At 31.4% G+C, this 13,499-nt stretch carries 9 protein-coding genes; 2 read left to right on the top strand and 7 right to left on the bottom strand.

Translation table 11 applies throughout. From position 1 onward, the window contains the following. Nucleotides 1-4: 4 nt before the first annotated feature. Both lon and Spiro2_RS08240 read right to left on the bottom strand, forming a co-directional pair. A complete protein-coding gene (gene lon, locus Spiro2_RS08245; protein ID WP_338635240.1) occupies nucleotides 5-2,506 on the bottom strand; it encodes an endopeptidase La in 2,502 nt (833 codons plus the stop codon). 132 nt (nucleotides 2,507-2,638) lie between these two features. Continuing rightward, complete coding sequence (locus tag Spiro2_RS08240; protein ID WP_338635239.1) at nucleotides 2,639-4,339, bottom strand: aminotransferase class I/II-fold pyridoxal phosphate-dependent enzyme; 1,701 nt, start codon at nucleotides 4,337-4,339, stop codon at nucleotides 2,639-2,641. A 219-nt stretch (nucleotides 4,340-4,558) separates the two neighbouring features. Between Spiro2_RS08240 and Spiro2_RS08235 the strand changes: the two genes are divergently transcribed. Then, nucleotides 4,559-4,894 (top strand): HU family DNA-binding protein, encoded by a 336-nt coding sequence (locus Spiro2_RS08235; protein WP_422397992.1) that lies wholly within the window; start codon nucleotides 4,559-4,561, stop codon nucleotides 4,892-4,894. Nucleotides 4,895-4,908: 14 nt separating this feature from the next. Here the strand turns inward: Spiro2_RS08235 and Spiro2_RS08230 are convergent, their stop codons facing one another. Beyond that, on the bottom strand, nucleotides 4,909-5,250 hold the full coding sequence (locus tag Spiro2_RS08230; RefSeq protein ID WP_338635237.1) for an integration host factor subunit alpha: 342 nt from the start codon (nucleotides 5,248-5,250) through the stop codon (nucleotides 4,909-4,911). 256 nt (nucleotides 5,251-5,506) lie between these two features. On the opposite strand from Spiro2_RS08230, the gene trpS reads away from it, so the two are divergent. Next, complete coding sequence (gene trpS / locus Spiro2_RS08225) at nucleotides 5,507-6,550, top strand: tryptophan--tRNA ligase (protein WP_338635236.1); 1,044 nt, start codon at nucleotides 5,507-5,509, stop codon at nucleotides 6,548-6,550. A 5-nt stretch (nucleotides 6,551-6,555) separates the two neighbouring features. On the opposite strand, the gene pyk is transcribed toward trpS, so the two are convergent. The 4 genes from pyk to Spiro2_RS08205 all read right to left on the bottom strand — a co-directional run bounded on the left by pyk (nucleotide 6,556) and on the right by Spiro2_RS08205 (nucleotide 13,260). After that, entirely contained in the window at nucleotides 6,556-7,968 is a 1,413-nt protein-coding gene (pyk, locus tag Spiro2_RS08220; protein WP_338635235.1) for a pyruvate kinase, read from the bottom strand. A 299-nt stretch (nucleotides 7,969-8,267) separates the two neighbouring features. Further along, nucleotides 8,268-10,277 carry a hypothetical protein gene (locus Spiro2_RS08215; RefSeq protein ID WP_338635234.1) on the bottom strand — a complete coding sequence of 670 codons (2,010 nt, stop codon included), beginning with the start codon at nucleotides 10,275-10,277 and terminating at the stop codon, nucleotides 8,268-8,270. Continuing rightward, nucleotides 10,274-11,995 (bottom strand): hypothetical protein, encoded by a 1,722-nt coding sequence (locus tag Spiro2_RS08210; protein ID WP_338635233.1) that lies wholly within the window; start codon nucleotides 11,993-11,995, stop codon nucleotides 10,274-10,276. The genes Spiro2_RS08215 and Spiro2_RS08210 overlap by 4 nt, the downstream gene beginning before the upstream one ends. 2 nt (nucleotides 11,996-11,997) lie before the next feature. After that, entirely contained in the window at nucleotides 11,998-13,260 is a 1,263-nt protein-coding gene (locus Spiro2_RS08205) for a DUF1343 domain-containing protein (protein WP_338635232.1), read from the bottom strand. Nucleotides 13,261-13,499 lie beyond the last annotated feature (239 nt).

Raw genomic sequence — 13,499 nt, 5'->3', positions numbered from 1 at the left:
ATATTTAATGGTGAATAAGTGGTTGATTTCCAATTGTAGAAACATTTGCAAGAGTAATTGCTTGAGAATTTTTTAATTTTGTTTCGAGTGCATCATTATTTTCCCACGCAATTGCATGCAACAACACAGTATCCATATGATCGACAGGAATAGTTTCAATTTGTTCTAGAACATTTTTTGGTATATCAAGGAGATCTCGTTCGTTTTCTTTAGGAATAATCACTTTTTTTATTCCGCCACGGTGTGCTGCTAAGAGTTTTTCTTTTAAGCCTCCTATTGGCAATACGCGGCCTCGTAATGTGATTTCTCCTGTCATTGCGACTTCGCGGTTAAATGGTTTTTTTGTTAATGCGCTAACCAATGCTGTGGCCATTGTAATTCCGGCGCTTGGTCCATCTTTTGGAATTGCGCCTTCTGGGAAATGAACATGAATATCAATTTTTGAGTAGAATTCATCCTCAAGACCTAAAAATGCCCCACGCGAGCGCACATAGGTAAGAGCAGCTTGAGCCGATTCTTGCATCACGTCGCCAAGTTTTCCTGTAATTTTTAAGTTTCCTTTTCCGCTCATTATTGCAACTTCGGTAACCAGTAGATCGCCACCCACTTCTGTGTAGGCGAGTCCTTGCCCTATTCCTATTTCATTGCGGGCTTCTTTTTCTCCAATGCTGTGCTTGCGAGGGCCAAGATATTTTTGCACAAGAGCCGCATCAATGAGCGGTGCTTTAAAGCCTTCAAGATTTTGGAGTTTTGTTTGCGGTTGTTGTTCTACAGCGTCTTTTTCTTTAGGCAATTTGCTTGTTGTCTTTTTGTTATTTTTAAGCAGTTCTCTTGCTATCTTGCGGCAAACACTGGATATTTCTCTTTCTAAACTGCGCACTCCTGCTTCTCTTGTATAAAATCTTACAAGTTCTTCAAGGGCATTGTTTTCAAAATTGAGTTCAGTTTTATCGAGTCCGTTTGCCTTTACTGCTTTTTGAATGAGATGTTGTTGTGCAATATTGATTTTTTCTTGTTCTGTGTAGCCACTTAAATGAATAATTTCCATTCTATCTAATAATGGTTTTGGCACACCATTAAGGCTATTGGCAGTTGCGATAAATAAAATTTGCGAAAGATCGTAATCGAGATCAAGATAATGATCATTAAAGGCATGATTTTGTTCTGGGTCAAGAACCTCAAGCATTGCGCTTGATGGATCGCCTCTAAAGTCTGAACTCATTTTATCAATTTCATCGAGTAGAATAACAGGATTGCCACTTCCTGATTTTTTAATTGCATTTAAAATTTTGCCAGGCATCGCTCCAATATATGTTCTTCTATGACCGCGAATTTCAGCCTCATCACGAACACCACCAAGTGCAATACGAGCAAATGTGCGCCCCGTTGAACGGGCAACACTTTTAGCAAGACTTGTTTTACCAACCCCTGGAGGTCCTACAAGACATAAAATGGGTCCTTTAATTTTATCAGAAAGACTTGTCACTGCGAGGTATTCAAGAATACGTTCCTTTACTTTTTCGAGTCCAAAATGATCTTCGTTAAGAACAGTTTCAGCAAAAATTTGATCTCGAATGACAGGAGAATAATCTGTCCAAGGTAGAGACAATACAGTATCAATGTAATTTCTCACGACGGTCGCTTCGGCACTCATGGGACTCATGGTACGCAGTTTTTTTACTTCTTTTTTTAATTTTTCTTTTGCTTCTTCGCTCAATTTTTTGGTTTTAATTTTGCTTTCAATCTCTGCAATTTCTGTTCTGATGTCATCAGAGTTACCGAGCTCTTTTTGAATTGCGTTCATTTGTTCATTTAAATAATATTCTTTTTGAGTTTTTTCCATTTGGCGTTTAACGCGAGCACGGATTTTTTTCTCAACTCGTAAAATTTCAATTTCTGATTGGATAATGCTGAATATTTCTTCTAATCTTTTTGCAGGGTCAATTGTTTCTAAAATTCTTTGTTTATCCGAAAGTTTTAGATTTGATAATTGAACGACGAGCGTGTCTGCAAGTCTGCTTTCGTCTTCGATGCTAGAAATTGAAAAAACCATTTCTGGCGGAACTTTTTTATTTAATTTTACATATGTATCAAATGCTTGCTTTACAGTTCTGACTAAGGCTTCGTTTTCTGCAGAACGGCCACTTGGCTCTTGAACTTCTGAAATTTCAACGACAAGCATATCATTGGAGTCAATGTATTTGACAATACGACCCCTCTTTTTGCCTTCTACAAGTATTTTAACTGTTCCGTCAGGAAGTCGGAGCAGCTGTAGAATTTGTGCAATTGTTCCAAACTCATATATTTCTTCGGGTAAAGGATCATTTGATTTTGGTTTTTTTTGAGCCGCAAGAAAGATTTCGCGGTTTTTTGCCATGGCATCATCAAGGGCTTTTATACTTTTTTCTCGCCCGACAAACAGAGGAACAACTGTGTGTGGAAAAACAAGTAACTCCCTTAAAGGCAAAAGCGGTAATGTGCGGCTTGTTGCTTTTTTATCAGCCATATTGAGTTACTCCTTTGCGGTCATAATGAATAACAATTGCGAACAGTAACGTATCTTTATAGAATCCTCTATTTAACCATTCTAAGACATTTAACTGGATTAGCAATACCAAAATATTCCAGTTATAAGTTGTTAAACTTTGCAAACAAAACTAACTGCTAAAGGTACTTGTTTCAAGAAGTCAGGAAACTCAGATTCAAACAAAGCATTGCCGATGGCTTCTTGTTCTTTAAGAATTTCGGAAAGTGTTTCGATTTTTATGAGGGGGTTAAAGGGAATTGCGCGCAGCACGACAATTTCTTGTCTTTCCCATACAGATTCGAGGAGAGTTCTGGAAACAAAACTGTTGCCATTTTTTCTTTGTTGTTTTTGCAAATTGATATTTAATTCATTAATAAAATCATTTATTTTTACTATTAAGGGTAGAAATTCTTTCTGTAATTTTGTAAAATTTCTTTTTAATTCAACAGTTTGTTGTGATTTGCTCAAATGATAAATGTTCTTTGCTGATTGTAATTTTACTTTTAAAATTTTTGGGATAAAACGGTAAGTTACAATTCCTGTTTCGGGAATATTGGTCATTTCAAAACTTGGATGGCTATCAATCATTTGTTTAAATAAGAAAGCGTTTTCAATAGCATTATTAATAAGCGCTTCGTATCCTTCACGTCCTATTATTTTTATCGCAAACCAAAGTTTTAAAGAATCAAAACGTCTGCTGCCTTCAATCGAGGTTTTGCCCAAATCACCGCTTCCTTCTCTAATAATATAATTTGCATTATGTTTTATAAGATTTAGGGCATAGGCGTCTTTAAATAACACAGCGCTATTTGACAATGTGAGAAATAAAAATTTGTGACCATCTAAAACAACAGAATCTGCTTTTTCGATTCCTAATAATTTACTTTGGTATTTTTTGCTAAAAAGCAATGCGCCTCCCCACGCAGCATCAACATGAAACCAGATTTTGTATTTTTTTGTTATGGTAGCAAGTTGATTTAAATTATCAATATTTCCGGTTTCAGTGGTTCCAGCTATCCCAATTATCGCAATAATTTTTATTTGTTGTTTTATTAATTTTTTAATTGTGTCGTCTAATTTTCTAATGTCTATATTATTACTATCTCTATGGCAAGGTATTGGTATTACGTTTTTTTCGCCAATACCAAGAATTGCAGCAGCCTTTTTGATTGAGTAATGTCCGCGAGAGCTCACAAGTACAACAGCTTTTTTACAACCACTTTTTTTAAATGCCGTATTAACGCCGTCTTTATGAATACTTGGAAATAATTTATTTCTTGCAACTAACAATGCGGTAATATTACCTATAGTTCCTCCACTACAAAAACTGCCAAGAAAATAATTAGAATCTTCAAAAATTTTTTTGTTTAAAAATTTTTTATTTTTATAAATTAAATTGTGCATCCAGTTAAGTATTTGGCGTTCAACATATGTTGCTGAAAGCGCTGTTTCTATTTTAACTACGTTTTGATTAAGAAAACTTATGATGAGATCGCATAATATTGTAAAATTTGGGCATGCACCTGTCATATGTCCAATATAAAAAGGATGCGAAACTTTAACTGAGTTTTTAACGATATGATTCATTGTTTCAGATAAAACATCAAATAAATCTTTACCTTTTTCAGGAATCAAAAAATCTTGAAATAATTTTGCAATATCATTTGGAGAAATGTATTCATGGAGTTTTTGTCCATCTTTATTTTCGAGAAAATCTACAGCAGCGCTTAATGTAAAAGTTGCCCACTTATTAAACTCCTTTTTGTCGGCGTAGGGAAAAAAATATTTTAATATTAAAGAAGAAAGATTCATGTTTATCGCTTGTCCTAATTTATTGTAATCTTCTCTAGTTCAGCCTTTCTTTTCTGGTACTCGCCAATAGAATTTTGTTTTAATAAACTACTGTGAATTTTCTTTTCGGTAAATTGGATCAGATTTTTTTACTGCAAATCTTGCATTATGAGCGAATGAAATGTAAATACAAATTTCCGGGTAATCGGTGTCTTTAATTAACACATGGAGTTTTATATTATGGCAAAGACAAAAAGTTCAATCACAACAGTTCCTACTAGCGCAATCATTGCTGATGTTTCAGCGCGTTTTGATCAGTTACCTAAAAAAATTACGAAAGAAGTTATCTCCGCATTCTTAGAAGCGATTGAAGATAATGTTGCTGGAGGACATAAGGTTCGTATTGATAAAGTTGGAATTTTGACTTGTAAAGATCGTGCAGCACGCAAAGGTCGTAATCCTCAAACAGGCGAAGAAATTAAAATACCTGCTTCAAAGAAAATTAGTTTTCGTGTTGCAAAATCTTTAAAAGAAAGAGTTGGAGTCGCTAAAAAAGCTTCTGCAAAAAAGAAATAATTTAATTATTTCTTTTATTCGTTGTAGTCATCTTCGTGAGTACCTGCCATTACAACCTTACTATCATCTAGGTCAGCATTATTAACAGCCTCTCTTAGTTTCTCGGAAGGATGGAAGGTCACCACTCTACGCGCAGAGATTTCAATACGTTGTCCTGTATGAGGATTTCTCCCTGGACGACTTCTCTTTTCACGTACGACCCATTTTCCAAAACCGGAAATTTTAACTTCTTCACCATTTTCAAGTTTAGATTTAATGGATTCTAAAATACTTTCCACCAAGTTCTTTGCTTCTTGTGAAGAAAACTGAGTCTTGGAACGAATTAATTCGACAATCTTGTCTTTGGTTAGAGTCATAATTACCCTCTTATAGATAGCTAGCAAGAACTTTATAGTTCTATTTTTTCACATTCTTCTGGACAAACACAATCCCCATCAGTGTCAACTTTTCCCCTGTGGTCAATAGCCTTTACGACAAAAAATAGGAAAAAGGAAGCTTTTATTGCTTACCATTTTTTTTTGAAAGATGCACTGGATTGTAAATAAAATTTTAACATGATATTGGTATTGTCTGTATTTTCAGTTTTTTAAAGAACTTAGGAGTCTCCTTAAAATGCAAGAATTCGATCTAAATGTGACAAATAAACCTATCCAAAAAACTTTAAGTGAAAAAAAAAGATTTTTAACTGGTGTAAAGCCAACTGGTGAGGTTCATCTTGGCAATTATTTTGGATCCGTGAAACCTTGTATTGAGCTGTCAAAAGATTCTAAAAATGAAGTTATTTTAATGTGCGTCGATTGGCATGGTTTGACAAATAAGAGAGAAATTGCGAAGCCAGGACAATTGACACACCCTTTGATATCCATTTACCTTGCTCTTGGTTTTGAAATTTCAAAAAACGCAATTATTTTACAAAGTGACTTTAGACAAATTCAAGAAAACGCGTGGTACCTATCCTGTGCAACAGCGGTTGGTCAGTTAGAGCGCTCCCACGCATATAAAGATGCGATTGCAAATGGGAAACAGCCAACTGCAGGTTTGTTTTTTTACCCATCCTTAATGAGCGCCGATATTGTCACTTTTGACAGTCAATATGTTCCTGTTGGTAAGGATCAATCACAGCATCTCGAGTATGCCTCTGATATGGTAAAATTATTTAACAACTTAACTGCAACAGATGTATTTATTGAACCGACGCCTATTATTCAAGACGTACCTTTATTACTAGGTATTGATGGCGATCGGAAAATGAGCAAAAGCTATAATAATACAATACCTATTTTTACAACTAAAAAAGAACTCGAAAAAAAGGTAAAAGAAATTAAAACTGATTCTAAAACCTTAGACGAACCCAAAAACCCAGATGATTGTTTGATTTTTCAAATATTCAAAACGTTTGCGTCAACAGAAGCTATCAACTATATGAAGGATCGATTGGAAAAAGGGTTTGGATATGGCTATGGTCACGCAAAAAAAGATTTTGTTGATGAGCATGAACGTGTGTTTGGAACAAAACGAGAATTGTATGAGTACTACTGCAATCATTATTCCGAGGTTCGCGAATTGTTACAGCCAGGCTACCAAAATGCAAAACGCTATGCGGACTCTGTTACGCAGCGAGCGCGCAATGCTTTAGGTCTTCGCTCTTACCTATAATTATATTAAGCAAGATCAAGCTTTGCCACTCGATGTACTTTTATAGTGTTTGTCGGGAGCATTTGGCTCACAGGGATTCCGCCGGTTATCAGTAACAGATCCCCCTCTTTAACGTAGCCTTCTTTAGCAAGATATTTTGCAATTTCTGAAAAAGCAGTATCAGTATCATAAAAAATATTATTTAAAACGCCTAAAACACCGCGCACTAAACTGAGCTTGCGAACCACATCGGGTCTTGGACTAAATGCAATAACGGGAGTTTGTGGGCGAAATTTTGCGACATAGCGCGCCATACTTCCTGTTAATGTTAAACAAATAATTGCAGTTGCATTCATTTTTTCAGCCAACTCTACAGTTGTTCGTGCAAAAACTTCTGCAGAAGATTCTGCTTCTTGGATAGTTAATGGAATTTGTTCGAGAGGCGCTATTCTTTTACTTTTATCAACGCGATCTAGAATGTTGCGCATTGTTGCAACAGCTAACTCAGGATATTTACCAGAAGCACTTTCTCCAGAAAGCATTGTTGCATCGGCGTGATCAAACACCGCGTTGGCAACATCGCACACTTCTGCTTTGGTTGGTCTTCGATGTTCAATCATAGAATCGAGCATTTGGGTTGCTACAATGACTGGCTTTCCTTTGCTTAAGGCTGTTTCAATAATCTTTTTTTGGTATGCTGCAACATTAGCAAATCCACATTCAACACCTAAGTCACCGCGAGCAACCATAATTCCATCAGAAACATTGCATATTTCATCAATATATTGAACTGCACCAAGCATTTCTACTTTTGTAATAACAGGAATATCAGCGCCTAATGCGCGGAGCATTTGTTTTAACTTTAAAATGTCTGTTGGAGTTTGGACAAATGAAAGTGCGATGTAGTCGACTCCTTGCGCAACGCCAAAAAGAAGATCTTTGATATCTTTTTCAGTGGTCGCAGGGATTGATAGGTGGCATTCAGGAAAATTAACCCCTTTGCGTGATTTTAGATATCCTCCGTGGATCACTTCGCATTCAACATCGGAGCCTTTGATGTCTGTAATTTTCATGGCAAGCAAGCCATCGTCAAGTAAGATTCGTGCTCCAATCTTAACGTCAGTCGACAATTCGCGATAATCAATTGGGATAAAATCGAGTGTTGTTTGTTCTGCTGCATATCTTAGTGTAACGGTTTGGCCTTTTTTTAATTGCAAACCGCCTTCTTTGAGTTTTCCTGTTCTAATTTTAGGGCCTTGGAGATCTTGCAAAATAGCGATAGGAATATTTTTTTCTTTTGAGAGTTCGCGAATTGTTGCAATGTTTGCTGCGTGAGTTGCATGTTCTCCATGCGAAAAATTAAGGCGTGCCACATTCATTCCGGCATCAATAAGTTTAGAGATCATGTCTTTAGTGCTCGAAGAGGCGCCAGAGTACAAACAATTTTTGTATGAGGTAGCTTATTGAGATCCATTTTTTTCCTCTTAATTTTTTTGTGAAAAGTGTATTTTGCTTATAATTTTAGCGATTTTGTTAAGAAGCACGTTGCGTTCTAGAATATTTGATACTGTGACATTGCTTAAGTTCATAATTTTATACATATAAATCCTGGTTATCAAATTATTTTCTGTGTATGCGGAACCTCTGGGAGTGGGTGACTCCAATTATAGAAACATTTACAAGGATATGTTGTATTTCGCAATCAATAGCAAATTTAAGCTTAAACTTTTGCGGAGTGTCATAATTTTTCGTTTGAAGCAACAGATTGATTAAGATGCAACATGCGGTGTGGGTAGTGATGAGACCAAATAATTGCTTCAACATTTGGAATCAGAGAATTGATAATTGGTTTTTCATGCGAAAACAGTAAAGATAAATTTTCATAATTTTTTAAAAATAGCGTGTTATTTTGAATGTTTTCGTTACTAGGATAAAGCAAAAACTCTCCAACTCCAAGAGATATTCCTTGGAGTTTTTTTTCATCTATAATTGCCTCAATTTTGTAATCATGGAAAAAATTTTTGTTATACACAAAACAACTTACATCCCATTTATCAATAATTTTTTCACTTTCAAGTTTGAGTTCGGCAAGATAGTATTTGAACTTTTCATCAAAGGTAAAAAAATGTTTTGTGAAATTCAAATTAGAAAAACAGCGCATAATTGGATCTTTTGAATAGAGTTTGATTTTTGAATTTTTAAACTTTGTAAATGAAAAATTAAAGTCTTTAATTCTATACTTTGAACGATAATTATTTATTAAGGTTTCAAAATTCTTGAGTTCATTAAATGGAACATTAAATTTATTAGTAGTATAATATTTATCATTTTGAATAAAAAACTCTTGTTTTTCTGCATTTACAGAAAGTAATTTTTCTTCTTCAATGATATTGTCGTTTTTTTGTAAAACTACTTTTAAAAAATTATCCATAATTTCTAAATGGTTAATAGATTTTTGAGTATTAAATTGATTTAATTTTGCAATAGTTGTTTGAACATCAGTGCCAGGAAGATAAAGAATAGTTGCTTGCTTTGAAATTAAATGATTATTGTAAAAATCAAAATTATTCCCAGAAATAATAAGTAAGTTATGAGATTTGTTAATATCTTTAATAATTTTTTCAATTAGCTTATAATTTTTTGTTGAGTTAGAGTTAATATTAATTCTGATAAAGTGTGAACTCGTATTTTCAATAATTTGATTAACGTATTCAGGAATGTATCTTAATGATCGGTTCCTTTTAATATTTATTAAAGAATTAGCATATTCAATCTGATTATCTTCTTCTAATTTATGGTTTATATTGATTCTTAAAAAATCGTTATTATTATCATTAATTAAATTAAAAAGTTTTTTGATTTTATTTTTAAATATATCTTCTGAATCATATGATAATCCAATGTTTATAGGAATTGTTAATGCTTCTAAAGATTTTAAATTATGCTTGTATTCAGTTGATACAGGAAATGTATTAAAATTTATAAATATGTTTTCTTTATTAAAATAATTAATGATATCTTTGTTAATTTTATCTGACTTTAATGTAATAAAAATTGATTTTTTTTCAGGTTGATTTTCTTCAATTCCTTTAAATATTAGTGATCCCGTATTTGTTTGTTTCCAAACGATTTTTAATGATTTTTTATTTTTTTTATTAGGTATTTTTACTTTTGAAATTATATTTCTTTTGATCTCAAAGTTTTCGTTAGTATCATCGTCATAAATAAATGTTATAGTATCAACAGTGTCTATTTTGTTTGCAGCTGACACTGTATTTTCAAATACAAGTAACTTATTAGATATAAGTGATAAACAGTCACAAATTATACTATCTCCAGGAAGTAATATCATGGTTTGATTTTGAATTATAGATTTTTTATCGGTAGTAAGTTTTCTTTTTATATTAAATGTGCTGTCGTTGATTTTATTGATGGCGATAATATTTTTATTAAAGTCTAAGTAATTATTAAAATCAAAATTTTTGTTTTTTTGTTTTTTCTCAAAATTAAACAATTCAAATATGTTTTTGTCATTAACTCTATTGGTAATTTTAAATAAATCAAGATCATTATTTGATAATTTTATTTTAATAAATTCATTAATATTTAACTGTTCAATAGCTTTTTCAGAACTACTAAAGTTAATTAAAAAATAATAAATTCTTTCCTTAAAAAAAATAACTATTGTAAGGGTAATTATGCTTATAAATAAAAATTTTAATAATTTATTGATTCTTTTTCTTTTCATATTTTATCCAAATTAAATAAAAATATTTTTTTAAATGTGTTATTATTTAAAGGAAGATTAATATCATTAATAAAGCTATTTTCAATAAATTTTTCACATAAACTATGCTCAAAACTTATTTTGTTAATTAATATTTCTAAAGGTATTTTGTTTGATTTTTTTTCAAAAATACCGCTGTATTGAATATTTCCTTCATTATCATAGCAAATGTATTTTCTTTTTAAATTTAAAGAGGATATAAAATTTAAATTTTGGCTTATTGTGATTCTTTTTTCCACAACTATAGGTGTGTTTATTTTATTAATTTTTTCATCTAAAGTTTCTTGATATTCAAATTTATTTGAAATTGGAAAATAAAGAATTTGTTTATTAGAAAATTGAGTTATTATTGTTCTTGTAGGCTCAAATTTTTTATCATTTGTAAGTTCAATAATTCTAGAATAAAGTGATTGTGAATCAATAAATATTAAGTTAATTTTTATTTTGTTGCTTTCTATTGTTTCGTTAAATTTTTCGATTATCTTTAAAATATCAAATGATTTTTCATCTTCGTCAATAAATGATAGAAATATTTTTTTGTTACTATTGATATTTGTGGCTCTATATAAGTCATGTAAAATATTGTCATTAAAGTTGGAGTAATTTTTTAAACATAAAACTTTTGGAAAGTTATTTAAAATAAAATTGTTTGGAATAAAAATAAAAAAATAGTTAAGAGCTTTTATTTTTAGATATGTAAACATAGAATTTAGATCGTTATCGCATACTATTCCATTGTCAAAATTTTTAATTATTCCACCTAAACTAGATGGTTTAGCAATATTGCTTGTGTATATATAGTATTTGGTATTTTTATATTTTTTTATAAAACTATTTAAGTAATCAATGGTTGAGTTGTTTGGTAAATCATTTCTTATGCCACTTTCAAATGGATATAATCCTGTTAAAAAAGAAGTCATATTGCTTAAATTATTATTTGATACTAATGAAATTGTTGTTTCTTTTGTTTTAAATTTATCTAGTATATATTTAAAATATTCATTATTTTTAAGATCCTTGATCTTTTTTTCATTATAGTTAAGTAGTATGAAATTGATATCAATATTTTCAATATTATTTTTTGTTTCTTCTCTAAAACTTCTGATACTTTTAAAATCATAAAATAAATAGATTATAAAAATAAGAAATATAAAAGATATTCTCACTCTTCGCGATACTTTATTTTTATTTATTGATATGTATAATAGAATTAATGATAAAAAAATAAATAATAATAATAATATATTGTAAAATTTTGCTAACTCAATGAGCCACCCTGTTTTATATTCCTCATCCCCAAAAAAAAATCCATCTTTTTCAGCTGTTATAAAAAAGATGATTGTAGTAATAAAACTAAAAAATCGTTGAACTTTTAATTGCGATTTGATTAAAATAATACCTGCGCAAAATCTAATAATAGATGCAGATGTTATAAGTGAAAAAAATACTAAGGCGGATAGATAAAAAATTTGTAATAGACTTAAGTTTACGGCATTTTCTATTAATATATTTTTTGGTAAGTAATAAGATAAATTTTTTTCCCAATTTAAAATCAATGATGATGTTTTGATCCCTGTGTAAACAAAAAGAGCAGGAATAATAAAATAAAAATATTTTATATCTATTGAAAACTTTGAAATATTTGAAATCATTAAATTTGAAAAGCTATTTTTAGACATAATTATTCTCTATATATTAATAAATCCTCTACAGATTTAATAAATTTTTGAGCTTCTTCTTGCGAATTAAACAGCATAGACTTAAGTGTTTTAAAAGAACCTTCTGAACTTGACTCAAAAAAATGCGTCCAAGAATCTGTACCCAAAATTAAGTTAATAGGGAGATCCTTATAGTTGTACTCATATCCAGGAGAAGTCCATTTAAAATCATTTCTATGGTTTGTAATACAATAATATAAGAAACTCAATCCTAATGCAAATAAATTAACATTATCTGGATTTTCAATGTGAAATTGTATCCCATTGCAAATTGCACCCATGTGTTTATTGAAGGTTGGTCTAAAATTGTGTTGTCTTATTGCAAAATTATTATCAATTTTTGGATTATATAAGTAAGTTTCTTTATTATTATTTAAAAATTCTATACATTTTTTAGAGTCAAGCCATGGCGCTCCAATAAGTTGAAATGGAATTGTAGAGCCTCTTCCTTCGCTAATGTTTGTTCCTTCAAGTAACACAAATGCCGGAAAAAAATATGCTGATTCCCAGCATGGGATATTTGGTGATGGCATTGTCCATTTGGTAGTTTTGAGAGCGGCAATAGATAATTTACGTGTTAAATTTTTTACTGGTACAACTTTATAGTCAACTTTTAGTTTGTCTTGTTTTATAAAATAATATCCCAGTTCCCCTAAAGACAATCCATGTCTCATTGGAATATCATACCAACCTACAAAACTATGCCATTTTGTTTCGAGTTTGTTGCCTTCGACAAAAATCCAGTTTCCTTTTGTATCTTTATTGCATAATCCTAGAGGGTTTATACGGTCAAGAACGACAACTTTTTTATTGTATTGCGCAGCAGATCGCAAACATGCCGCTAAGGTAAGCATGTAAGTATAAACACGACATCCAATATCTTGTAAATCAATAATAAAAGTATCTACAAGATCTATTTGTTGCTTTGTTGGTGCACGAGTATTTGAATACAAACTAAACAGTGGAACAGAATTTCCGTCTTTAAATTTATAAATATCATCTGGCGTTTCTTTCATGTTATCTTGTTCTGTTTGATAATAACCATGTTGAGGACCAAAAACACAACTTACAGAACTTCCTTGTGCAAATTTTGCCGCTTCATAAATAATATCTGTTGAAGGAACAAATTGAGAATTGACAGAGGTTTGATTTGCGACAACTCCAATTCTTCCACAATGATTTAGTATGTTACTATTTTGGGAAATCTCATCAATTGCTGGTTTCATTTAATCCTCATTGAGTAAATTTTTTGGTTTAAATTAAATGTGAATCGTCTATTTTATTGCTATATGCAATCGTTGCCCAGTTAAGTCATGCTTAGTTTCTCCGATTTAAAATTTAATCCTTGTTTATGATGACATAATAAATTTGAAAAACAAATTTAATTGTCGCCGTACTAAGAACCTAAATCTTTTACGCTGATTTTTAAACGAGGAATATGGCGGTCAGGATGACTGCTAATCCC

It is taken from the genome of Spirobacillus cienkowskii, assembly GCF_037081835.1.
Taxonomy (GTDB): Bacteria; Bdellovibrionota_B; Oligoflexia; order Silvanigrellales; family Silvanigrellaceae; genus Silvanigrella; species Silvanigrella cienkowskii.
This window is presented reverse-complemented; position numbering and strand designations above follow the sequence as displayed.